The following is a 21,581-nucleotide window of genomic DNA, read 5'->3' as shown; positions in this document are numbered from 1 at the left end:
ATCCGCATCCCACCATGTACGGCATCGACTTCAACAAGCTGCGATTCCTCGTCTGCGACGACAATGCGCACATGCGGCGCATCCTGCGCACCCTGCTGCATTCGTTCGGCGCGCGCGAAGTCTACGAGGCCGAAGACGGCGCCACCGCGCTCGAAATGTATACCCATTATGTTCCCGACATTGTCATCACCGACTGGGCGATGCCGATCTTCGACGGCATCGAGCTTGCGCAGATGATCCGTCAGCCGGAATCGAAAGGAAATCCGTTCGCGCCGATCATCATGCTGACCGGACATTCGGAGAAGCGGCGCGTCACCGTTGCGCGCGATGCGGGCGTCACCGAATTCCTGGCGAAGCCGATTTCGGCCAAGGGTCTCTATCAGCGGATCCTCAACGTCGTGGTCTCGCCGCGGCCCTTCATCAAGACCAAGAACTATTTCGGTCCCGACCGCCGGCGCAACACCAGCAACGCCTATATCGGCCCGGAGCGCCGCGGCACCAAGGAGCCCGAAGTCATTCCACATCCATCGCTTCTGGATAAAGCCCGGACCCCGGGTTAGAGCCTGATTCAACTGCATTGAATTAGGCTCCAACCCTATCTTTTTGATCGAGCATGATCTTATCCGAAAACCGGTTTCCACTTTTCGGGATCATGCTCCAGCGAGCAGCGCCATGCAGAAGGAAGATTCTCCAGAGCTGAAGGTCGAGGCGTTCGCCGACCATCACGTCATCACGCCGCCCAATCGGCTGCGCAAAGTGGTGCGTCTTGTCGACGAAAAGACTTTCGAGGATCCGGTCGCACGCGCCGAGAAGGCGCTTGCGGCATTGTCCAACGAATTCTCCAGTTGGATGGCGATCGAGCGAGACCGCCTTACCGCCGCTCACGCGGCCATCGTCAAGGACGGATTCACCCCGGCCACGCGTGACGAACTGTTTCGCGCCGCGCACGACATCAAGGGTGATGCCGCGACCTTCGGCTATCCCTTCGCCGCCGCCGGAGCCGAAAGCCTCTGCCGCATCATCGAGCATTCGCCCGCCCTCGAGCGCGTGCCTGCGGAACTGATCGCCTATCACATCAACGCGATCCAGGCGATCGTGCGCGAGCACACCAGCCCCGGCACCGAGGCCATGGCACAGGAGATCAATCGCAAACTCCGCCTCGTGGCCGACGAATATCTCGCCGCCGTCAACCGCGACCGGCCCGAGCACCTCGAAGCCATCCTCGCGCCAAGCATCGCGCCGGTGGAATAGCATCCGGTCGTCCCTGCGGACGCGGGAATCCATATTCGTCAAATTTCGCTGGTCATCTTTCCCCGTTTCCGTGAAACGGTGAAAGACTCTGCCTTTTTTGATTTGGACGCGTGGCTTCGCGAACCCGTCTCCATCCCCGGGTCAAGCCCGAGGACATGCTTCGTCGAAAACGCCAAGTGATCGCTGGTATTCCGTCGCCGAAATCACGACGGGCAGGTCCCAATGTCCGCAGGACGACGATGATTTCGTTACGCAGCCGCGAGCAGATCGCTGAGCAACGGCTCGCTGCGGGCTCGCGGTGACATCACGGGCTCTTCGAACCTCGGCTCCCAGGACGCGGACTCGCACGGCGTCGGCTCATCAAACCTTGGTTCGACGCGCCCGGGTTCGCAAGACATACCCGCGCAAGGCTCCATCTCGTAAAGCTCGGCTTCGCAAGGTTCTGCATCGTAAGGATCTGCCTCGCAGAACTCCATTTGGTAAGACCACGCTTCGTGAGACTCCGCCTCGTCAAACACGGATTCATCCGGCTCACGATCGGCGGGCCGAGCCTTGAACCTGAAGCGATCGAAGAAGCGCGGCCTGTCGGACACAGGTTGGCAGTACTCTTCGCGGAAATCCGGCTCATACCATTCGGGTTCGGATACCTCCGCCTCGCAAACTGGAGCCTCCTCAAACATCGGCTCCGCGGCTCGTTCCGCAACCAGCTCGTCGCAGAACACGCGCGCCTCCTCGCGTGCCGATTCCGTTGCGAAACGCCGCAGCAGGATCAGCAGAGGCTCCGAAACCTCGGTCGGCGCGGTTTCGCACATCGTCAGAACGCGCTCGACCATGCGGCGGCGCAACCGCGTCGCACCGTCGACCGTTCCGACGAAGCCGATCTCGTCGCGCGCTTCAAGCGCGGCGCGAAACGCGGGGAACGTGGATTCCGGCAGCCCCGCCCGCGTCAGCAGTGCGGGAAGGCTCGCGGCGCCGCGATCGTGAACCAGTGCGACGACGCGGTTCAAAGGCAGGCCCGACAATTCCACCAGCGCATGGTCGAACAGCTCGTGATTGCCCGACAGCAGCGCGCGCAGGATCAGCCCGGCGTTGAGTTGCCCGGTGGCGCGAAGGTGCGCGACCAGACCGCGCATATCGTCGTCTCGGGCTTGAGCTGCGAGGTTGACGATGGAGCGATCGCGCGCATCATCAACCGCGCGACCGGCACGATCGGCACTGAGCCAGTTTTTGGCGACGACGAACTGCGCCAGCCTATCCGACAGCTTTCCGATCAGCGCGAACCGCGTGGCGGCGGGCAGATCGTCAAGTGCCAGCATCGATTCCCGGATCGCAGCGTGATGGCCGTGCCGTTCGACGATGCGGTCCCATGACATCGGCGCGATATTGGCGCCAGGATTTTGGATCAGCTCAAGGGCCGCCGCCGCCGAGCCCACCTCCGCGATGGCCGCGCAGACCGATACCGGAATGCGGGCGCGCCGCGCGACCGCGCATTGCACGTCGTTGTTGCCGGTCGCGACGATGTCGACCAGATCCGCATCGATCAGCAGCGGCGAATGTTCGAGAACCGGAATGGAAACCGAAGGCTGATCGACCGACAGCGCCTGGACGATGGCCGCCGGCGCGGTCGTGCTGCGCGCAAAGACCTCCGCCATCGCCTGGCGAACCAGCGGCGAGGAGTCGTCGAGTTGCATCAGGAGCGCGCCCTCGGCGGCCGCGCGATCGTCCTCGGAGAGATCGGAGATGAGCCAGGCGAGAGCCAGCGCTCGTGTTGCTTCCGCCCGCTCGCCCGCGGGAGCGGTGCGCACCCAACTGATGAATTGCCGAACGATCATGGTCTTTCCGGCTTACACAACTTGAGACGACACCGTGATCCGATGCCACTGTCATAGAAAATAAACCATGACGCTTAACAAAGGGTTCACCATAACCGGTTGCCTTCGTTGACGTTTCGTTAACGCGGAGATGGCCGCAGCGAAAGCAGGCTATACAGGCCGCCGTCATTTGCGAGGCTTATGGCGCCGAAAACAATCCAGGAGCCGCTTAGGAAAAGCTGGATTGCTTCGCTTCCGCTCGCAATGGCGCTCAAAGCAGTTCGACCGGTGTTTGTTTAGCCGCTATAGGCACCGCTGCGGTCGCTGAACAGATCGAACGGCTGGCGCGGACCGGCGTCGGATGAGGTCTGAGCCTCCGAGCCCGCCGCGACGGATCGCGTGCCCCACAATTCCTGAACCGCAGGCGAAACCGGCTGCGTGCGCTCTCCAACCTGAAACAGCGAACGGAATACCGGCTGGCCGGGCGCGGTGGATCCAGTTGTTGCGGACGATGCCGCGAGCGGCGTGACGCCGCGCGTGTCGGGCAGACGCGACAGGTAAAGCGCGTTGTCGGACGACGACGAGAACTGCGCTGCGGACGCGACCGCCACCGGCGCGGTGATGCCGAGCGAGGCCATTGCCGTACGGGTCGCGGGCGAGTTGGCGGCAACCGCATAGCGCCGGTCCAGATCGGCATAGACTTCCGACACGCTGCGCGCGCGACCATCGGGCTCATAGAAAATCGGACGGTTGGCAGCGGCGGCATTCGGAAACAGCCGCGCGCCCGATGCTTGCGGATTGTCCTGCGCATTCGCGATCAGCTTCGCAGCTCCACCGACACCCATGAAATGCGCCATATAAAGTTCGCTGTCGGTCGGACGGCGGCCGATCAGGCCGGTCAGCTTGAAGCTGTTGGATTGCGTCAGCACGCCGGCCATGGCGGAGGCGATGGCCGGATCGTCGCGCAGCTTGAGGATCGCGGCGCGCGTGGCGGGGTCGCTGACGGAGTAGCTGCCCGACGGGGATTTGGTGATGGCGTCGGCGTAGCCGTTGTAGCCGAGCGCGGGTCCCGCCTCCTTCACCGTGCCAAGCCAGGTCTGATCGATGAACTGGAAGAGACCCTTGGCGGACGAGGTAGGCGCGGCGGCTTGTGGATTGAAATTGGATTCCATCTTGGCGGTTGCGAGCAGGTATTCGAAGCTCGCGCCGGTGACGTCGGCCGCCTTGCGGATGGCGGTCGCGATCCCGTTGAAAAGGCCGGTCAATCCGGCGCGCGACGGATCGCTGGCGGCGTTGGCGGCATCGACGGTCATGGTGGTCTCTCGCTCCCCGCGAAACGACCGCTCGCATTTCAACGCGATCTCGGCAAACCCGCCGTCGATGCCGGCTCCCACCGGCAGCGGACGGCTTTCACTGCGGAGCAAGGTGGAAGATTGTGGTTAACGGTGCGTTAACGGACTAGGTGAAGTGTTCAACGCGTCATGGCCGGGCTTGTCCCGGCCATCCACGTCTTTGATCCGGCTCCCGTTTCAAGACGTGGATGCCCGGCATAAAGCCGGGACGATTCGATCAAATCTCATCGTGCTCTAAAATGGAGTCTCGCGCCCCTCAGGACTTCTTATAGACCTCGGCGGGATCGAACAGCCTGTCGGCATCGACAAACCTCACGCGCGCTTCGCCGCCCTCGCCTTTGGTCACCGTCCGGTAGAAACACGAGCGCCGTCCGGTATGGCAGGCGGCGCCGCGCTGCTCGACCTTGATCCAGACCGCGTCCTGATCGCAGTCCGTTCGCATCTCGACCACCCGCTGGACCTGACCCGAACTCTCGCCCTTTCGCCATAACGCCTTGCGCGAACGGCTGTAATACCAGGCGTCGCCGGTCTCGACGGTCCGCCGCAGCGCCTCCTCGTTCATATGCGCGACCATCAGCACGTCGCCGGTCGCGGCATCGGTCGCGACGCACGTGACGAGGCCCGACGAATCGAAGCGAGGCCGGAACGTGAGGTCCTCCTCGCGCGCGACTTCGGCTGAAGATGTCGATTGAGACACTGGAAATCTCTCAGCAAAACCCTCGAGGGTTGACGGCGCGATGTGGCTGTTCGCAACGCTGAGTCCCGCTTCTGATTTCGTCAGAAGCAGGAAAATCTCTGGCGTCAGCCGCCTCGCACCATCGACAGGAAGCGCGCCTGCTCCGCCGGATTGTCGCGGAACACGCCGGTGAAGCGGCTGGTGAAGGTCATCGCACCATGCTTGGCGACGCCGCGCACCGACATGCAGGTGTGCTCCGCTTCGATCATCACGGCGACGCCGCGCGGCTTGAGCACCTCGTCGACGGCGGCGGCGATCTGCGCGGTCATGTGCTCCTGGGTCTGGAGACGCCGGGCGAAGATGTCGGTCAGGCGCGCGAGCTTGGACAGCCCGACCACGCGCTCGACCGGCGTATAGGCGATATGCGCCTTGCCATAGAACGGCATCATGTGATGCTCGCACTGCGAGGTGAACGCGATGTCGCGGACCAGCACGAAATCGTCGTAGCCGGCGGTCTCGCCAAAGGTGCGGTTCAGCACCTCGGCCGGGCACTGATGATAGCCCTGATAGATCTCGTCATAAGCCTCGACCACGCGGCGCGGAGTATCGAGCAGCCCCTCCCGGTCGGGATTCTCGCCGATATAGGACAAAAGGGTCCTGACCGCATACTCCGCCTCGTGCCGCGACGGACGCGAGCGGTCCGGCTGAACGGCCGCCGCCATAAACTCCGACGGATCCAGTTCAGCGGGAGCGAACCCGGCAGGCTTGGCATTGTTGGATTTGGCTTCAACAGGTTTGACGCCGCGCAGCGGCTTGATCAAAGCGTCCATCTTTACTCCGTTCGACCGGCCTCGCTTGAGACCGGAGTGTCACCGGGCAGACGGGGCAGCGTTGGGCTACCGGACGCCTGAGTCCCTTGATATTGAACATTGCAACGCTCGAATTGAACTTCAATCCGGGTGCGACGGAAAATCGCCGGATTGCGTTTCCCGGCATTGGATACATATATAGGCCCCGAGGTTCCCGCCGCCAAGAGCGGCGCCCGCCTCGATAGCGAATTCAACGTTTTGGAATCTGATGCTGAACGACGTCTATAACAAGAGCATCATCGAACTGGCCGGTAATATTCCCCGCCTGGGCCGACTTCCGGCGCCGGACGCCAGCGCCACCGCCCACTCGAAGCTGTGCGGGTCCACCGTCAGGATCGATCTCAAGATGGATGGCCCCGTCGTCACCGACTTCGCCCACGACGTGAAGGCCTGCGCACTCGGCCAGGCTTCCTCTTCGATCATGGCTCGCCATGTGGTCGGGTCGACCGCCACGGAGTTGCGCGAACTGCGCGAGACCGTGCGCAGGATGCTGAAGGAAAACGGCGCGCCTCCGCAAGGCAAATGGGCCGACATCGCGCTGCTCGAACCGGTGCGCGACTACAAGGCGCGCCACGCATCCACCATGCTGACGTTCGACGCCGTGGTCGACGCCATCGGTCAGATCGAGGCCAGATCGGCCGCGCTCACTCCTGCGCAAAACTGAAACAGATCAGGCCATTCCGCCTGAACACTCTTACGGATTCTGAGCTGGCGGAGCCGCCACCGCTACACCGCCGGTCGGAACCGCTTCGGCGGTCTTGGTCTGTTTGCTGACGATCGTCCCGGCAGCAGCCGCATTCGCAACGCTTGCCGGAAAGCGATCCTGCACCGGTTTCGTGACAAGACCGGCAACGGGGGCATCCGTGGTCCCCCCGCCCGGCAACACATCCGCGACGTTGTCCGTCGTGACCAGATTGGTCGAACGCAATTCCGCTCCCGACAACTCGTGGAGTTTCTCCCACGGAGGAATGCTGAGCGCGAGATAAAGCAGATCGCCGCCGCCCCCCATGTCGAAGGTGTATTTGGCGAGACGGCCGATATCGCGCTCCACGATCATCAGATCGTCGGCGGAATAACTGGCGGCCCTGGCATCGTCGGCGCGATCGCCCATCCAGATCTGATGGACACGAACATGCGCGCCGTCAGGCACATAGCGGGCTTTGCCCGACAACAACATGAACGCGCACATGGACTCGCAATAGGCGTCCGGCAGCACCGCGGCGCGATCGCCGGCGACGGTCTTGGCGACCACGCTGGTCCCGACCGTCGTGCGCAAGCCGAGGTCACGCCAGCGTCGTCCCAATGCGATGGCGTCGTTGACCGAGCCGCCGCCGGAGTCCAGCACAACAGTCATGCCGGCGACGTCGCGTCCGGCGCTGAAATCGTCGAAGGCTTTCGGGGTTTCGGCGGTGACGATGCCGACCGCGCTAATCCAGTCCCGGCAGTGCGGCTCGCAGGCCATCAAGGTGAACCGCATCGGCTGCTTGCGGGCTTCGACCGTTACGCCAGGTGAAGCCGGATTATCGAGCGGCGCCGCCAGACCGGGCAAGGCGAAACATAAAAACGCGACGCACAGCAGCGCCCGTCGGCAGACCCCAGATGATTCCGCGCGCCTCAATTCGGTTCTTCCCCGTGCCCCGATCTTCCCCGATTCCAATGCACCGCCCGATGCTCGCGCCAAAGTTCGCGCGGGTGATTCTGGCATCGGGCCACTCGAAAAACTAGCTGCGCCATGCGTCAGCGTCCATACAACCTTTGCTACGTGTAGCAGGAAGAATATGCGATATCTTGGCACCGTGGCGAAATTGCCAAGTTGATGGTTCCTTGTGAGGAACCCTGCAAAGTCATGAAGCCGATACTGCCGAGTTCCAGACCCTGTCCGGATTGTGCGAGAGCCGCCCTGCGGCTGCCCCGCAACACCGGCCGGACGCTGATCTGGATTTATCGCCATACGTTGTCGCCGCTCGTGGGTTTCAACTGCCGGCACCTGCCGACGTGCTCGGCTTACGGCGACGAAGCGATCGAGCGTTTCGGATTATGGGCTGGCGGCTGGATGACGCTGGCGCGGCTGTTGCGTTGTCATCCCTGGGGGACTTCGGGGATCGACAACGTTCCGGCAGCGAAACCGCCCGGCGCCGCCTGGTATCTGCCATGGCGTTACGGACGCTGGCGCGGCGTGAACGATGCGGAAAATATCGACGGCGGAATTTCCGGTTAGAGCAATTTCGCTTCCGATCGGGACGCCTTAACGCGCGACGACCTCGACCTCGCCGTCGACGCCGTTGACGACCTCGAAGCCACGCTCGAAGACCTTGCCTTCGTTCTTGGCGATCACGCGATACTCGCCCTCGGCGAGGATCACCCGAGGAAACGCGCCGATCGATTCCTTAATGACGTCGCCGCCGGGTGTCAGCACCGACCATGCGGTATTGGCGAGCGCCTCACCTCCCTTGTCGCTGACGAGCTTCAAGGTAATGACCGCAGCACGATGCGAGATCGTCACGTCGGTCAGCTTCGACGCCTGCACGCGGATGTCCGATCGCACCACCGAGTTGGCATCGCCGTAGTTGGAGACGATGTAATAGGTGCCCTCCGGCAGGATCAGCACGTCGCCCGCGGTGGCATTAGGAACCAGCGGCGCGCGCTCGGTGCCTTCGAACTGGCTACCCTTGTAGATGCTGAAGGAAATCTGGTTCGGCGGAATCATCGACGTGCCGACGCGGCCCTCGATCCGCAGCCCGCCCGCCGGCAACACGAACGATTCCCGGTCGGTGTCCGGTTTCAGCGTCACGGGACGCACCGCGCTGACCAACCCCAGCGAAACGTACACCACATAGCTGCCGGGAGGCAGCACGATGTTGGGAGTCGCGCCGTGGTCCTCGCGCATCAGCTTGAATGCGCCGGTCTCATCGGGTCGATCGGTATAGACCCGCCAGACAAGTCCGCTGTTGATGACCGGCAGATCCTTGCCGTAGCGCGCCGTCAGCGACAGAACCCCCTGCGCCGGAGCGGGGAGGCTGGGCAGCGGGGTTGTCAGCGGCACGGCGGCGGCCGGTGCCTGGGTCAACGGCGTCGGCAGATTCGGCATGGAAGCCGGGCCGGAAGACGGCGCCAGGCTGATCGCAGGCCCCGACGGCGCTTCGGGAACGGGAGCCGGCGGTACCGGAGGCGGCCGTTCGCCGAAGAGTTGCGCGGAGGCTGCGTGCGGAAATGTCACAAGGAGCGCGACGAGCAAAGGCCACGCGCGCCAGCCCGACATGAATCGATGATTGCCCCCGAAGATCATGGCGCCGGTTTTTCCCGGAAAACACGGCAAATTCAAGCCTCACCATTCACTCATGACTGCATCCCGCTGTGGAATGCATAAAACCCGACCTCCCGGTTGAAACGTCCTCATCCGGTGATAATTTCTTCGACACGGGCATGTCTTTCGTGCGTTCACCGCGGCCCGGAGGAACGGAAAAACCGATGTCGCGGTCTGAAAATCCCGCTGTGCTTGAGGGTCCGAAAGGCCACGACCGGAACGGGTCGGGTGGCCCGAAGGCAGGATTGGACAGCATCAAGCGGCCGATAATCGGGCTCGCTCTCGGCGGCGGCGCCGCGCGCGGCTTCGCCCATATCGGTATCCTGCGATCCTTGATGGCGCATGGCATCGAGCCCGACGTCATTGTCGGCACCTCGATCGGAGCCGTGGTCGGCGGCGCCTATGCCGCCGGTCGCCTCGACACGCTGGAGGAATGGGCGCGCAGCCTGCAGCCCCGGAATATCTTCAGCTATCTCGACATCCGGCTGAACGGCTCCGGACTGATCGGCGGCACCAAGCTGACGGCCCGGCTCGAGGCGTCGCTTGGCCAGATCCGGATCGAGGAACTGCCCCTCAAGTTTGCAAGCGTCGCCACTGAAGTCCGTACCGGTCATGAAATATGGCTCACGCACGGCCGGCTGGTCGATGCGATGCGCGCATCCTATGCGCTGCCCGGAATCTTCGCGCCGATGCTGGTGGGCGATCGCTGGCTGGTCGATGGCGCGCTGGTCAATCCGGTGCCCGTCTCGACTGCCCGCGCGCTGGGCGCCGAGATCGTGATCGCCGCCAACCTTTCCAACGACGTCTTCGGTCACAGCATCACGATCTTCTCTCACGGTGCGAAGACCGAGGCGCGGGAGAATATCGTCGAAGCTGTTCCGCCAAAACGCGGCTTCGGCAAGTTCTTTTCCGCCGAGCGAACGGTCAAGCGCGAACTGTTCGGGGGCGGCGGCCGCCCCGGCGTCATGACGGTCATGACCGACGCGTTCAACATCATGCAGGACCGCATCACCCGCGCGCGGCTCGCCGGCGATCCACCGGACCTGTTGATCCAGCCGCGGGTCGGCCAGATCGGATGGTTCGATTTCCATCGCGCCAACGATCTGATCGCGCACGGCACCCGCGCGGCGGATCGTGCCATCGAAGCGATCGTCGAGGCGATCGAGACTCTGGCCCCGCCGTCTCCGAGCCCCGAGGCGGATGCAGGCGCCGACATCTGATATTGCGCGTGCTCAGGCGGTCTTGATGTAGTCGCGCAGCGCCTCCTGCTCGACTTCGAATTCCTGAACGCGCAGCTTGACGACGTCTCCGATCGACACCAGACCGACCAGCCTGTCGTCCTCCACCACCGGCAGATGCCGGAATTTTTCCGCCGTCATGACTTCCATGAGGTGGGAGACCGTATCCGACAACCGGCAACTGACCACCTTGCGGGTCATGGCGGCACTGACCGGTTGGTCGAGCGCACCTGCTCCGCGCGCGTGGAGCGCATGAACGACGTCACGCTCGGACAGGATGCCGTCGATGCGCCCTCCCGTCATGACGAGGACGGAACCGATCTGCTGGTCCGACAGAATCTTCACCGCAGCCGCGAGCTTGACGTCAGGCTCGACGCTCACGACCTGGTGACCCTTGGCGCTGAGAATGGCACTTACTGTCATTGTCGCCTCCCGCGGAGGAGGATCGCGCGGCATCAATGCGCGATCGTTGGTCAGGCGACAGTCGAATTTCTATTTTTCGCGCGCGAAACGGCGAAACGTTTTCTTCACGCGAAACGAATTTCACTTCGCCTGAATAGACAGCGATGATGGATGAAATCGATCAGCGCCGCAAGCACGCTGTTAGTCGCAAGCGCGCGTTACGGGACCCGATCCGCTCCGCCGGACGGCTCACTCGCCGCATCGCGCGGCGGACGAGGCACCGGATCGAACAGCGAAAACAGCACGAGGCCCGCCAGAAAGCCTCCGATATGGGCCTGCCAGGCGACGGAGCCCGGCTCGGCGCCGATTGCGACCGATCCCATCCCGAAGATGATGTTGATGCCGAACCAGATCGCCAGAAACGCCAGCACGCGCGGATTTTGCAGCGCGCGCATCAGCGACAGCGCCGGCACCTGGGCCGCGGCGGCGGCATCGTCGCTGCGGAACGACAGGAAACTGCCGCGCACGAAGGCGAAGCGGATCGCCGCCGCCATCGCGCCTGACACCGACGCCGATGCACCGATCATCGGCGCGATGCTGTGCTCGTGGGTCAAAAGATGTGCGATCGCGCCGGCGACGGCAGTCACCGCCATGAAAAGAAAAAACCTGAGGCCGCCGAAACGACGCGCCACCGCGCTGCCGAACGGGAGCAGCCACAGCACGTTGAAGCCGATGTGACTGAGGTTGGCGTGCAGCAGCGAATAGGTCGCGAAGGTCCAGATCTTGGCGCCGCTTCCTCCCGGGAATGCCGTCGGCAAGAGACTGGAATCGTATCGCTTGGGGATAAAGCCGAACGCCTCGATGGTCCAGTATTCCAGTTCGGGCGGAAGCGCCGACCACACGACATGAACGATCGCAAGCAGGCCGATATAGGCGGTCAGCGCTCCCGGCAGGGTCAGAATAGGCTCACGCCGCGGTTCCGGCGGGATATCTGAGGGAAGGTCTGGCGGAGAGTCCAAGGGCTGCGACCTGACGGCTCAAGCGGGCGATGGGCCGCAACCGGCGGCTCGGGCGGAGCAGGCAAACGATATAATAAGACTGACGAAAGATACCGTCAGACGGTGCTGCAACATCACTCGCTCTGTTGCTTGGGGCCGAAAACGCGTTTGAGCCCTTTATAGAAGAGCACCAAGGCGGTCAGGGCCGCCGCGCCTTTCAAGAACAGGATGAACATTTCCTGCAGACTTCGGGCGCTGTGATCCCTGTCTCTTTCCCTCACCGGAGGGACCTCTTCCTTCTCCGTGGCGGCCTCGTTCGCCTGAGCGGCGGGTCGGTCGCCGGGCTCGGAAGCCGGAGCGGCGTCCTTGCTCGGAACGGCCGATCGTTCTTCTTGAACGGCCGGATCCGGACTCGCCGAACCATCGGAACCGGCCGCGAAACAGGCCGATTGAAGACCGATCATAACCCCGAGAACGGACATCCAAAAGCGCAAGACTTTCCCCGCCTGTCTCATCCAGCGTTTGCCTCTGCCATCATCGAGTACGGGATAATCGCCGAATTGTGCTCTATCCGTCTCATGCCATTACCATTTCGGCCGGCATCGGTGCCGGATCGCGCCACCAATACCTCAATCCTGCCCTTGCTGTCGATCTTGGCGACGGCGATGACGCAGCCCGCAGCCGTCTACCGCGTGGACCAAAAGAAAAAGGGAGGGTCTGAGAAACCCTCCCTTACGTCTCGACCTTTTCGAGGGCGGATTTTTGCCGGACGAATTTCGGTAAGGCCGAAATCCGGAAATACCACCCGCAAAGACCGGCGCTGTTCGACGGGTCCCTGCCGCAACCTGGAGAAAAAACGGCGGGAGACCCAGTAATCGGATCATACCCGATTTCGAAGTCTCCCCACGCCGATAGTTAATTTAACGTTAACGGCACAAAGGCGCGCGTTGACCCCGTCCGGAACCGCCTGCGGCATGGACGCTGCAACACCCCTCCTGCACAACAGAAACGGAGCAGCAGTGCCCTGAAACCGGACAGAGATGTCCACTTCGCGCTGCGTCAGGACGGTTAAGCCATGAAGCACCCATCGAACCGGGCTTTCTACGCCTATTGGGACGAAAAGCGTGACGGCGAACGCGCTCCTGACCGGCGCGAGATTGAGCCGGCCGCGATCCGCGAACTGCTCGGAGACGTCTTCGTGCTCTCCTGCGAACCGAAGCTCGGCTATCCGTTCCGTGTCGCGGGAACGCGGGTCTGCGCCCTGCTCGATCGCGACCTCAAGGGAGAGGACTTTGCCGCCCTGTTTGGCGCTGCAAGCCGCGCCGAGATCACCGATATGCTCGGCGTCGTATCCGAAGAACTTCTCGCCGCCGTTGCCGGCGTGACCGCAACCGCACGGGACGGATCGATCGCGCACCTCGAACTGCTGCTGCTTCCCTTCAGTAATCGCACCCATGCGCCGATCAGCATGACTGGACTCTTGGCGCCGATGCAGCACAACGGGCAGCCGCTCGGCGAGTTCGCCCTCACCTCGTGGCGTTACATGAACCATCCCCCGCAGCGCTTCATCCCCCGCGCGCTGAAGAAGCTCGCGATCGCACGCGGCTTCATGGTCTACGAAGGATTGCGCTGACCCCAGGCCGATCCACGGTTGTACTGGGCTGGCGGGGTATTATTATACTTGCGTTAGGGTTCTCCGGGTAGAAAAGGGATTTGGTTACCGCTGCTCGAACCGTGCGAGCGGTGCTGTCCGCGCCGTCAGAGCCAGAACATCGTCATGCTCGTGAATTATGTCACTGACGAACCTGGGAAGATACCGGCGATCCGCGCGATGCTGGAGCCGCAATTCCACGTCGTGCCGCAAGTGCTGCAAAGCGACAACGCGCAGGCCGGCGCCAGCGGCATGCTGATGGTCGATGCCGACCTGCGCAAGCAGGACTGCGTCGAACGGATCAAACGCGTCCTGCGAGTCAAGCGGACGAACCCTGAAAAGATGTTCGTCGTTCCCGCCCATCTTCAGGTCATGATCGCACAAGCCTACGCGCTCGGCGCCACGACCGTGGTGTCCCGCCCGCGCGAAATCATTTCGAAGCTGATCCAGTTCGCAAATGACGAAAAGGCGGAGCACAACAATGCCGATAGCGCCTCGCCGGAGACGCAGAACAGCGCAACGGCCTTTGCGTCGATGTTCTCGACAGCGCAGGAAGGCAACCCGGTCAACTTGGCAGACGCCGAATATGCCACCTCGCAGATCATCACGAATATCGCGCGAAACGGTTTCAACCGGTGGCTCGATGAAATTCGCCGTCACCATGAAGGCACGTTTCAACATTGTCTGCTGGTGACGGGAATAGCGGTGGGCTTCGCCCTCGACCTTGGCTTTTGCGAAGCGGACGTGAAGCGGCTCGGGCTCTCGGCGACGCTTCATGATATCGGCAAGGCGCGGATTCCACTCGCCGTTCTCGACAAGCGGGGAGAACTGACGCCGGCCGAGGAAGAGATCATGCGGTGCCACCCCGTGATCGGATACGACCTGCTGAAAGACATACCCAGGATCAGCAGCGAGGCGCTCGACGGCGTCAGGCACCACCACGAGTATCTCGATGGCTCCGGCTATCCGGACGGCCTTGCAGGGTCCGACATCAGCGACCTCGTGCGGCTTTTGACAATCTCGGACATTTTCGCGGCGCTGATCGAACTCAGGCCCTATCGGCCGGCGATGTCGCGGGTCGATGCCTACAAGATCCTCTGCGGCATGGACGGCAAGCTGGAAGGCGCTCTGGTAAAGGCGTTTCAGGGTGTCGCACTCAACGGCACGAAACCGTCAGTCCGATCGCGATAGTCGGACAGCCGCTGGCTCGCTGCCCGAAAGTATCGCCAGCAGGCCGGTCCGCAATGGACAAATCGATACAATCGGTCAAAACTCGACGGCGACTCGACCGTCCCGAATTTTTCGCGTGGCACACACCCCAACCATTCTCGTCCTGGATTCCGGCCTCGGCGGTCTCACCGTGCTGCGGGAGATCGTCAAGGCGCTGCCCGGCGCGCGCTATGTGTATGTCGCCGACGACGCCTTCTTTCCCTACGGTCATCACAGCGAAGACGAGATCATCGCCCGCGTGGTGCCGCTGGTCGGCGAACTGATCGCCGCCCACGCCCCCGACATCGCGGTGATCGCCTGCAATACGATGTCGGTCTCGGTGCTGGGACCGTTGCGCGCCGCCTATTCCGTGCCGTTCGTCGGTACGGTTCCTGCGATCAAGCCGGCCTGCGCGGCATCCAGGACCAAGCGCGTCTCGGTGCTCGGCACGCGAGCGACCGCGCAGCGCGAATACACCCAGGCCTTGATCCGCAATCATGCGCAGGCCTGCACCGTGACGCTGGTCGGCGCGTCGAACCTCGCCTCGCTCGCGGAGGACGCCCTGCGCGGCAAGACGGTCAGCGACGCCGATATTCTGAGCGAGATCATGCCCTGTTTCGTTGCGGCCGACGGCGGCGGAGAGTTGCGCACGGACGCCGTCGTGCTCGCGTGCACGCACTACCCGCTGCTGCTGGATCGGCTGATCAGGCTTGCGCCCTGGCCGGTGGCCTGGATCGACCCGGCGCCGGCGATCGCCCGGCGCGTCGTCGATCTGCTCGGGCCGGACGACGACGGCGGTTGCGAGTTGCCGCCCGAATTGATCTTTACCTCAGGCCGCTCTCACGCGCTGACCGACGCGCTGGCGCCGTTCTTCGGCGGCCGCGTTCCGGCCTGAGTATCGCTTTCGGTTTTTCCGTGTGCCTACTATGCCGACGGGGAAACGGTTTCGCTGTGATGAAGATCACACAGCAAGCCGCCGAGCCGGCTAACAGCAGGTTCTCCCACCGAAAACCACTGGTCCTCCTGGTTCGTTCGCGATCGTCCCGAAAACGGACCAAAACAGGCATTTTCGGCTTGAAATCGGTTCTGCTTGGTTTGACAGGATAACGGTTTATCCGTAGAAAACCCCTGCGCGCGGGCCGGCTTCGGCCCGCGTTGCGTTTCGCGACCCGTGGTCCTGTCCATCAAGCTTGTGGACCGGGCCTGTCGGCAGCGGGTCTGACATGATCCCGAAAAGCGGTCTTCCGGTTTTCATCATGCGCAGATCATCTGCACAGGAGGGCGCGTTTCCTCAAACCATAAACTTTGAAAGAGGACGCGATGACTAAGCGCAGTGAGGCGAAGTACAAGATCGATCGCCGTATGGGCCAGAACATCTGGGGCCGCCCGAAGAGCCCCGTCAACAAGCGCGAATACGGCCCCGGCCAGCATGGCCAGCGCCGCAAGGGCAAGCTCTCCGACTTCGGCACCCAGCTCCGCGCCAAGCAGAAGCTCAAGGGCTACTACGCCAACATTTCCGAACGCCAGTTCTATGCGATCTACGTCGAGGCGACCCGCATGAAGGGCGACTCCGGCGAGAACCTGATCGGCCTGCTCGAGCGCCGCCTCGACACCGTGGTCTATCGCGCGAAATTCGTGCCGACCATGTTCGCCGCGCGCCAGTTCGTCAATCACGGCCACGTCAAGGTCAACGGCCGCCGCGTCAACATCCCGAGCTACAAGCTCAAGGTCGGCGACACCATCGAGATCAAGGATGCCTCGAAGCAGCTCGCGCTGGTGCTGGAAGCCAACCAGCTCGGCGAACGCGACGTGCCTGACTTCATCGATGCCGACCACAACAAGCAGGTCGCGAAGTTCGTCCGTATCCCGCACCTTACGGATGTGCCGTTCGCGGTGCAGATGGAGCCGCATCTGATCGTCGAGTTCTATTCGCGCTGATCTCTGCCACGGTTTGAAAAAAAGCCCCGGATATCCGGGGCTTTTTTATTGTCATATGGAGATGCGGACTAGAGCGTTTTCGAGCGAAGCATGTCCTCGGGTTTGACCCGAGGATGGAAACCGGTTCGCATGAAGAAAACACGTCCAATCAAAATCCAGAGCCCGCTTCTGATTCCATCAGAAAGGCGCTAGTCGTCGTCCCGTTCGCTCTTGGTGATCTCACCGCTCTTCGGATCGACATGAAGATCGTAACGGATGCCCTTGAGATCGGCCTCGAGTTCCCAATGGCCGTCGTCGGCCTCGACCTTGCCGAAGTTGGTGTATCCCTTGGCCGTCAGCTTCTGGATGACCTGATCAGCGGGCATCCAATCGGCCCCCGGCTGGTCGGCATGGGCGAGACCGGCAGCCGCCATGATGGCCGCCGCGGTCGCGATGGCGACATATCGTGTTTTCATCCCATGATCTCCCTGCAACGAATTGGCTTGCACGAGAACAGCCGTTCGTCGTCAGGGTTCCTCATGCTGCGACGTCACGCCTCAGCTCCACGAGCGATCATAGGTGAGCGACACAGATCACAGGTGAGCGATACAGGCGTTCTGCACGCTGCCGCCCCGCTCCGCGGGCAGTCGCGGCACCTCATCGCGGCGAGGGACGCGCCATCACCGCCGATCAGACCCCATCGCTGCCCGGATGACGCGTCAATACCCGGAGCTATGATCCAGCGCCACGATCAAACGCCACGACGTTCGCAGCGATAATCCCGAGCGCAAGAACCAGAAGCGTGTCAGGCTCAGTCGTCAGGCCGACGCCGGTGCGTTGAAGGTGATGCCCTTGTCGGAGAACAGCTTCTGCAATTCGCCGGCCTGGAACATCTCGCGGACGATGTCGCAGCCGCCGACGAACTCACCCTTGACGTATAGCTGCGGAATCGTCGGCCAGCTCGAATAGGTCTTGATGCCGTCGCGAAGGTCCGGAGATTCGAGCACGTTCAGGCCCTTGTAGCCGACGCCAACGTGGTCCAGAATCTGAACCACCTGCCCCGAAAAACCGCACTGTGGAAATTGCGGCGTGCCCTTCATGAACAGCACGACGTCGTTCGACTTCAGTTCGTTCTCGATGAATTCCTTAATGCCCATCATCACATCCTTATAGCCGTAAGCATATAGCCGCACGTTCAGAGGGCCGCGAGCGACCCTCCAGTTGGCATAGCTATAACCCGAAACCGTTGTGTAATAAAGTAAATTGCCGGGGAGCTGCCATGCGCGGTCCGGGCATTTTCTCCCATTGTGGCAAATCGAAAGCGGCCTGCGTCCTTCGCTCCGGCGCGCGCCTCATATAGGATGGTCCTTCTGCGGAACCCATCCTCCGGAGCAACGTTCTCTTCGAAACCGGAGATGTCCGTGACGAAACCAGCGTCTGCCGCAGCCGTGACGGCCATTTCTAACCTGCCGCTATTTTCCAGTCCAGGAACGCTGGCCAGCCGGCTGACGGAAGCCTTTCTCGCCGTTCGGGGCGAAACGGAGCGGCGTGCGGAGCCGCTGTCGCCGGAAGACCAGATGGTGCAGTCGATGCCGGACGCCAGCCCGGCGAAATGGCACCGCGCCCATACCACCTGGTTCTGGGAACAATTTCTGCTCGGCCAGCACAGTCCCGGCTACGTGCCGTTCCATCCCGATTATGCCTTCCTGTTCAATTCCTATTACGTCAGCGCCGGCCCGAGATATGCCCGCGCCCAGCGCGGCCATATCACGCGGCCTGGTGCCGAGGAGATCACCGCCTATCGCCGGCACGTCGATGCCGCGGTCGTCAAGTTCTTACACGACACGAGCGACAAAATGCTGACTCAGCTCGTGCCGCTGGTCGAAGGCGGCCTCAATCATGAACAGCAGCATCAGGAATTGTTGCTGACAGATATTCTGCACGCCTTCGCGCAAAATCCGACATCGCCGGCTTACGATGTGTCGTGGCGCTTCCCGACGCCTGTCGCGGGTGCCGGCGGATGGATCACGCTGAATGAGGGCATCCATACTGTCGGGCATCACGGCAACGGCTTTCATTTCGACAATGAGAAACCTGCGCACCGCGCCCTCGTGGGGCCGGTGAAGCTCGCGCGCAATCTCGTCACAAACGCCGACTGGCTCGCCTTCATGGACGACGGCGGCTATCGCACCGCGACCTTGTGGCTGATGGACGGTTTCGCCGCAGCCACCGAGGAGGAGTGGGACGCGCCGGGCTACTGGCACAAGACCGGCGACGGCTGGCAAGCCATGACGCTTGCCGGCTTGCGGCCGGTCGATCCCGACGCGCCGGTCTGCCACGTCAGTTACTATGAGGCCGATGCATTCGCGCGCTGGAGCGGCAAGCATCTGCCGACCGAGATGGAATGGGAGGTCGCCGCACGCGCGGGTCAACTCGAAGACGCGTTCGGCACGGTATGGCAATGGACGCGAAGTCCATACGCGCCCTATCCCGGATATCGCGCGGACCGGAGCACGCTTGGCGAATACAACGGAAAGTTCATGGTCAACCAGTTCGTGCTGCGCGGCTCGTCGCTGGCGACGCCCAGGGAGCACAGCCGCGTCACCTACCGGAACTTCTTCTATCCGCACCACCGCTGGCAATTCACCGGTCTGCGCCTCGCGGATTACGACACCTGATCATCGTCAACCCGAAATGCGTCGCGACGCGCCAGGGAGGCTGTCATGAATCTGCACGCTGCCGCTTCGGCCGGGACACTTCCCGACCAGACGACACCGGCATTCGCGAGCGACGCCATCGCAGGACTGACGCAACATCCGAAGCAGATTCCGCCGAAGTATTTTTACGATGCCGCCGGCTCCGAACTGTTCGAGCAGATCACGCGGCTGCCGGAATACTATCCGACCCGCACCGAGCTTGGCATTCTGCGCGAGCGTGCAGCGGAAATCGCTGCGATCCTTCCGAAGCATGCCGCACTGGTGGAGTTCGGCGCCGGCGCCGCCACCAAGGCGCGGCTGCTGCTGGAGGCATGCGAATTCGCCGCCTATGTGCCGGTGGACATATCGGGAGACTTTCTCAACGCGCAGGCGCGAGGACTGCGAAAGGACTTTCCGCATCTGCAAATCTATCCGGTGACCGCGGATTTCACCGCGCCGTTCGCTCTGCCCGATCAGGTCAAGGCGATGCCGAAGGTGGGCTTCTTCCCCGGCTCGACGCTCGGCAACTTCGAGCCCCACGAAGCCAGCCGCTTTCTGCGCGGAGCCTGCAGGATTCTTGGCGAAGGGGCGCATATGCTGATCGGCGTCGACCTCGAGAAGAACGAACGGGTGCTGTACGACGCCTATAACGATGCCGCCGGCGTCACCGCGCGCTTCAATCTGAACATGCTGGCTCGCATCAACCGCGAACTCGGCGGCAATTTCGACCTGTCCGCATTCACCCATCGCGCGATCTACAATCGCGAACGCTACCGGATCGAAATGCACCTCATCAGCAAGAGGCCACAGACCGTCCGTTTGCAGGGCCGCAGCATTCCGTTCCGCACCGGCGAGAGCATTCACACCGAAAGCAGCTACAAATACAGCATCGATCGCTTCACCGCGCTGGCGAAGGGCTCGGGCTGGAGGCCGATCGCATCATGGACCGATCCCGACGGAATGTTTTCGGTTCACGCGCTGGTATGCTGAACTCAGGCATCGCCTCTTACGCATCCCGATGCGAATCGGATCCCAGCGAGATCGCTTCCCACGCCGCCACGATCATCAGGACCGCCGCCGCGATTGCCGCAAGCGACAGCGGCGTGAACCGGGACGCGAATGGGATCAGCACGACAAGCAGGACGATTCCGACGAGATGGGAGAGTTGGTAGATGCCGCGGATCGCGTGCTTGAACAGGATCGTTCCGATCAGATAGAGCAGCGGGCCGCCAACGATGCTGAGCGTTTCCTTGGCCCCGACATGGCCGCCCGGATGCGCCAGCAGCAACTCGTCGCCGACGGCGGACACCACGATGCCGGCTACGACCGGCAGGTGCAGATAGGTGTAGGCCAGCCGCGCCAGCCGCCCCGAATCCGACGATTGCAAAATATGTTCCGATCCGGCTTCGGCTCCGAGATGGAAGTAGACCCACCACATCGCGATGCTGCCGACGAGCGCCACCACAAAGGCGCAAACAGTGGTCACCGTCCATACCGCCTCGGCGAAGGTCGCGCCGGTGACGACGATGGATTCGCCGAGCGCGATGATGATGAACAGCGCGCAGCGTTCGGCCATGTGGCCGCCCTCGACTTCCCAGTCCTGCGTGGTCGAGGCGCCAAGGCGTGGCGTGTGAAACCGCATCGCCGGGCCGGCATATTCGATCGCGAGCGCGACCAGCCATAGGGCGATGCGAACATTGCCATCGGCCAGCCCGCCCGCGATCCAGAACACCGCACTCGCGACAAGCCAGATCAGGATGCGGATGAAGTTGTTACGCTGGCCGACCGCCGTCGTCGGCACCGACCACAGGAAGAACAGCGTACGCCCGACCTGCATCGCGGAATAGGCGACTGCGAATATCAGGCCGCGGTTGTCGAAAGCCTTCGGAATGGAGGTCGACAGCAAGAGGCCGGCGAGCATCAGGCCAAACAGCATGATCCGCACCGGCGCGCGGTCGGGGTCGAGCCAGTTGGTGGTCCACGAGGTAAAGACCCAGACCCACCATACCGCCAGCATCAGCATACTGACTTGCAGCACGCCGAGCGGCGTGAAGTGCGCGAGCAGCGTGTGGGAGATTTGCGTGATCGCGAAGACGAACACCAGGTCGAAGAACAGTTCGACGTAGGTTACGCGGTTGTGCTGGTCAGGGCTGCGCTCCCGCAAGAGCCTGCCATCGTCGTTGGCGCGCGGCATCAGCCCCTCTGCG

23 protein-coding genes are annotated in these 21,581 nt (G+C 62.7%); 11 read left to right on the top strand and 12 right to left on the bottom strand.

The genetic code is table 11. From position 1 onward, the window contains the following. The first annotated feature begins 14 nt into the window (after window positions 1-14). The gene (locus ACS3WA_RS04930; RefSeq protein WP_438275944.1) at window positions 15-560 is read left to right on the top strand and encodes a response regulator; all 546 of its coding nucleotides are present in this window, start codon (window positions 15-17) and stop codon (window positions 558-560) included. 112 nt (window positions 561-672) lie between these two features. Next, a complete protein-coding gene (locus tag ACS3WA_RS04925; RefSeq protein WP_438277451.1) occupies window positions 673-1,251 on the top strand; it encodes an Hpt domain-containing protein in 579 nt (192 codons plus the stop codon). Between the two features lie 248 nt (window positions 1,252-1,499). Here the strand turns inward: ACS3WA_RS04925 and ACS3WA_RS04920 are convergent, their stop codons facing one another. The 4 genes from ACS3WA_RS04920 to folE all read right to left on the bottom strand — a co-directional run bounded on the left by ACS3WA_RS04920 (window position 1,500) and on the right by folE (window position 5,920). Beyond that, window positions 1,500-3,083, bottom strand: a complete 1,584-nt coding sequence (locus ACS3WA_RS04920; RefSeq protein WP_438277450.1) for a DUF2336 domain-containing protein — start codon at window positions 3,081-3,083, stop codon at window positions 1,500-1,502. 275 nt (window positions 3,084-3,358) lie between these two features. Then, window positions 3,359-4,375: a transglycosylase SLT domain-containing protein gene (locus ACS3WA_RS04915; protein ID WP_438277449.1), complete on the bottom strand. Its 1,017-nt coding sequence runs from the start codon at window positions 4,373-4,375 to the stop codon at window positions 3,359-3,361. 295 nt (window positions 4,376-4,670) lie between these two features. Further along, complete coding sequence (hisI, locus tag ACS3WA_RS04910) at window positions 4,671-5,111, bottom strand: phosphoribosyl-AMP cyclohydrolase (RefSeq protein ID WP_438277448.1); 441 nt, start codon at window positions 5,109-5,111, stop codon at window positions 4,671-4,673. 104 nt (window positions 5,112-5,215) lie between these two features. After that, the gene (gene folE, locus ACS3WA_RS04905) at window positions 5,216-5,920 is read right to left on the bottom strand and encodes a GTP cyclohydrolase I FolE (RefSeq protein WP_438277447.1); all 705 of its coding nucleotides are present in this window, start codon (window positions 5,918-5,920) and stop codon (window positions 5,216-5,218) included. Between the two features lie 247 nt (window positions 5,921-6,167). On the opposite strand from folE, the gene ACS3WA_RS04900 reads away from it, so the two are divergent. Next, a complete protein-coding gene (locus tag ACS3WA_RS04900; RefSeq protein ID WP_438277446.1) occupies window positions 6,168-6,623 on the top strand; it encodes an iron-sulfur cluster assembly scaffold protein in 456 nt (151 codons plus the stop codon). 30 nt (window positions 6,624-6,653) lie between these two features. On the opposite strand, the gene ACS3WA_RS04895 is transcribed toward ACS3WA_RS04900, so the two are convergent. Beyond that, a complete protein-coding gene (locus ACS3WA_RS04895) occupies window positions 6,654-7,577 on the bottom strand; it encodes a hypothetical protein (RefSeq protein ID WP_438277445.1) in 924 nt (307 codons plus the stop codon). 228 nt (window positions 7,578-7,805) lie between these two features. Here ACS3WA_RS04895 and yidD point away from each other — a divergent pair, with 228 nt between their 5' ends. Continuing rightward, window positions 7,806-8,177, top strand: coding sequence for a membrane protein insertion efficiency factor YidD (gene yidD / locus ACS3WA_RS04890; RefSeq protein ID WP_438277444.1), 372 nt, complete (start codon window positions 7,806-7,808; stop codon window positions 8,175-8,177). Between the two features lie 27 nt (window positions 8,178-8,204). Here yidD and ACS3WA_RS04885 read toward each other — a convergent pair whose 3' ends face one another. Further along, on the bottom strand, window positions 8,205-9,245 hold the full coding sequence (locus ACS3WA_RS04885; protein WP_438277443.1) for a hypothetical protein: 1,041 nt from the start codon (window positions 9,243-9,245) through the stop codon (window positions 8,205-8,207). A gap of 206 nt (window positions 9,246-9,451) precedes the next feature. Between ACS3WA_RS04885 and ACS3WA_RS04880 the strand changes: the two genes are divergently transcribed. Beyond that, entirely contained in the window at window positions 9,452-10,483 is a 1,032-nt protein-coding gene (locus ACS3WA_RS04880) for a patatin-like phospholipase family protein (RefSeq protein WP_438277701.1), read from the top strand. 12 nt (window positions 10,484-10,495) lie between these two features. Here the strand turns inward: ACS3WA_RS04880 and ACS3WA_RS04875 are convergent, their stop codons facing one another. From ACS3WA_RS04875 to ACS3WA_RS04865, 3 genes are all read right to left on the bottom strand, one after another. After that, complete coding sequence (locus ACS3WA_RS04875) at window positions 10,496-10,924, bottom strand: CBS domain-containing protein (RefSeq protein WP_438277442.1); 429 nt, start codon at window positions 10,922-10,924, stop codon at window positions 10,496-10,498. 197 nt (window positions 10,925-11,121) lie between these two features. Then, window positions 11,122-11,922 (bottom strand): rhomboid family intramembrane serine protease, encoded by an 801-nt coding sequence (locus ACS3WA_RS04870; protein WP_438277441.1) that lies wholly within the window; start codon window positions 11,920-11,922, stop codon window positions 11,122-11,124. 113 nt (window positions 11,923-12,035) lie between these two features. Beyond that, window positions 12,036-12,416, bottom strand: coding sequence for a hypothetical protein (locus ACS3WA_RS04865; protein WP_438277440.1), 381 nt, complete (start codon window positions 12,414-12,416; stop codon window positions 12,036-12,038). Between the two features lie 560 nt (window positions 12,417-12,976). Here ACS3WA_RS04865 and ACS3WA_RS04860 point away from each other — a divergent pair. From ACS3WA_RS04860 to rpsD, 4 genes are all read left to right on the top strand, one after another. Continuing rightward, the gene (locus tag ACS3WA_RS04860) at window positions 12,977-13,534 is read left to right on the top strand and encodes a PAS domain-containing protein (protein ID WP_438277439.1); all 558 of its coding nucleotides are present in this window, start codon (window positions 12,977-12,979) and stop codon (window positions 13,532-13,534) included. A 144-nt stretch (window positions 13,535-13,678) separates the two neighbouring features. Further along, on the top strand, window positions 13,679-14,743 hold the full coding sequence (locus ACS3WA_RS04855; RefSeq protein ID WP_438277438.1) for an HD-GYP domain-containing protein: 1,065 nt from the start codon (window positions 13,679-13,681) through the stop codon (window positions 14,741-14,743). Window positions 14,744-14,858: 115 nt separating this feature from the next. Next, entirely contained in the window at window positions 14,859-15,656 is a 798-nt protein-coding gene (gene murI, locus ACS3WA_RS04850) for a glutamate racemase (RefSeq protein WP_438277437.1), read from the top strand. Between the two features lie 425 nt (window positions 15,657-16,081). Next, window positions 16,082-16,699 (top strand): 30S ribosomal protein S4, encoded by a 618-nt coding sequence (rpsD, locus tag ACS3WA_RS04845; protein ID WP_438277436.1) that lies wholly within the window; start codon window positions 16,082-16,084, stop codon window positions 16,697-16,699. 188 nt (window positions 16,700-16,887) lie between these two features. Here the strand turns inward: rpsD and ACS3WA_RS04840 are convergent, their stop codons facing one another. Further along, window positions 16,888-17,154, bottom strand: coding sequence for a PepSY domain-containing protein (locus ACS3WA_RS04840; protein WP_438277435.1), 267 nt, complete (start codon window positions 17,152-17,154; stop codon window positions 16,888-16,890). A 342-nt stretch (window positions 17,155-17,496) separates the two neighbouring features. Beyond that, entirely contained in the window at window positions 17,497-17,835 is a 339-nt protein-coding gene (gene grxD / locus ACS3WA_RS04835; RefSeq protein WP_292611732.1) for a Grx4 family monothiol glutaredoxin, read from the bottom strand. A gap of 264 nt (window positions 17,836-18,099) precedes the next feature. Between grxD and egtB the strand changes: the two genes are divergently transcribed. Both egtB and egtD read left to right on the top strand, forming a co-directional pair. After that, window positions 18,100-19,356 (top strand): ergothioneine biosynthesis protein EgtB, encoded by a 1,257-nt coding sequence (egtB, locus tag ACS3WA_RS04830; protein WP_438277434.1) that lies wholly within the window; start codon window positions 18,100-18,102, stop codon window positions 19,354-19,356. 45 nt (window positions 19,357-19,401) lie between these two features. Further along, window positions 19,402-20,364, top strand: coding sequence for an L-histidine N(alpha)-methyltransferase (gene egtD / locus ACS3WA_RS04825; protein WP_438277433.1), 963 nt, complete (start codon window positions 19,402-19,404; stop codon window positions 20,362-20,364). Between the two features lie 16 nt (window positions 20,365-20,380). Here the strand turns inward: egtD and ACS3WA_RS04820 are convergent, their stop codons facing one another. Beyond that, window positions 20,381-21,568, bottom strand: coding sequence for a low temperature requirement protein A (locus ACS3WA_RS04820; RefSeq protein ID WP_438277432.1), 1,188 nt, complete (start codon window positions 21,566-21,568; stop codon window positions 20,381-20,383). Window positions 21,569-21,581: the final 13 nt, after the last annotated feature.

The sequence above is a fragment of the Nitrobacter sp. genome, assembly GCF_051535235.1.
Classification (GTDB): Bacteria; Pseudomonadota; Alphaproteobacteria; order Rhizobiales; family Xanthobacteraceae; genus Nitrobacter.
Note: the sequence above shows the minus strand (reverse complement) of the source record. Positions and strands in the feature narration are given on the sequence as shown.

Bases quoted from the DNA above. Each gene is read 5' to 3' on its own strand.
- ACS3WA_RS04930 (WP_438275944.1), top strand. From the start codon at position 15: ATGTACGGCATCGACTTCAACAAGCTGCGATTCCTCGTCTGCGACGAC.
- ACS3WA_RS04925 (WP_438277451.1), top strand. From the start codon at position 673: ATGCAGAAGGAAGATTCTCCAGAGCTGAAGGTCGAGGCGTTCGCCGAC.
- ACS3WA_RS04920 (WP_438277450.1), bottom strand. From the start codon at position 3,083: ATGATCGTTCGGCAATTCATCAGTTGGGTGCGCACCGCTCCCGCGGGC.
- ACS3WA_RS04915 (WP_438277449.1), bottom strand. From the start codon at position 4,375: ATGACCGTCGATGCCGCCAACGCCGCCAGCGATCCGTCGCGCGCCGGA.
- folE (WP_438277447.1), bottom strand. From the start codon at position 5,920: ATGGACGCTTTGATCAAGCCGCTGCGCGGCGTCAAACCTGTTGAAGCC.
- ACS3WA_RS04900 (WP_438277446.1), top strand. From the start codon at position 6,168: ATGCTGAACGACGTCTATAACAAGAGCATCATCGAACTGGCCGGTAAT.
- yidD (WP_438277444.1), top strand. From the start codon at position 7,806: ATGAAGCCGATACTGCCGAGTTCCAGACCCTGTCCGGATTGTGCGAGA.
- ACS3WA_RS04885 (WP_438277443.1), bottom strand. From the start codon at position 9,245: ATGATCTTCGGGGGCAATCATCGATTCATGTCGGGCTGGCGCGCGTGG.
- ACS3WA_RS04875 (WP_438277442.1), bottom strand. From the start codon at position 10,924: ATGACAGTAAGTGCCATTCTCAGCGCCAAGGGTCACCAGGTCGTGAGC.
- ACS3WA_RS04865 (WP_438277440.1), bottom strand. From the start codon at position 12,416: ATGAGACAGGCGGGGAAAGTCTTGCGCTTTTGGATGTCCGTTCTCGGG.
- ACS3WA_RS04860 (WP_438277439.1), top strand. From the start codon at position 12,977: ATGAAGCACCCATCGAACCGGGCTTTCTACGCCTATTGGGACGAAAAG.
- ACS3WA_RS04855 (WP_438277438.1), top strand. From the start codon at position 13,679: ATGCTCGTGAATTATGTCACTGACGAACCTGGGAAGATACCGGCGATC.
- rpsD (WP_438277436.1), top strand. From the start codon at position 16,082: ATGACTAAGCGCAGTGAGGCGAAGTACAAGATCGATCGCCGTATGGGC.
- ACS3WA_RS04840 (WP_438277435.1), bottom strand. From the start codon at position 17,154: ATGAAAACACGATATGTCGCCATCGCGACCGCGGCGGCCATCATGGCG.
- grxD (WP_292611732.1), bottom strand. From the start codon at position 17,835: ATGGGCATTAAGGAATTCATCGAGAACGAACTGAAGTCGAACGACGTC.
- egtD (WP_438277433.1), top strand. From the start codon at position 19,402: ATGAATCTGCACGCTGCCGCTTCGGCCGGGACACTTCCCGACCAGACG.
- ACS3WA_RS04820 (WP_438277432.1), bottom strand. From the start codon at position 21,568: ATGCCGCGCGCCAACGACGATGGCAGGCTCTTGCGGGAGCGCAGCCCT.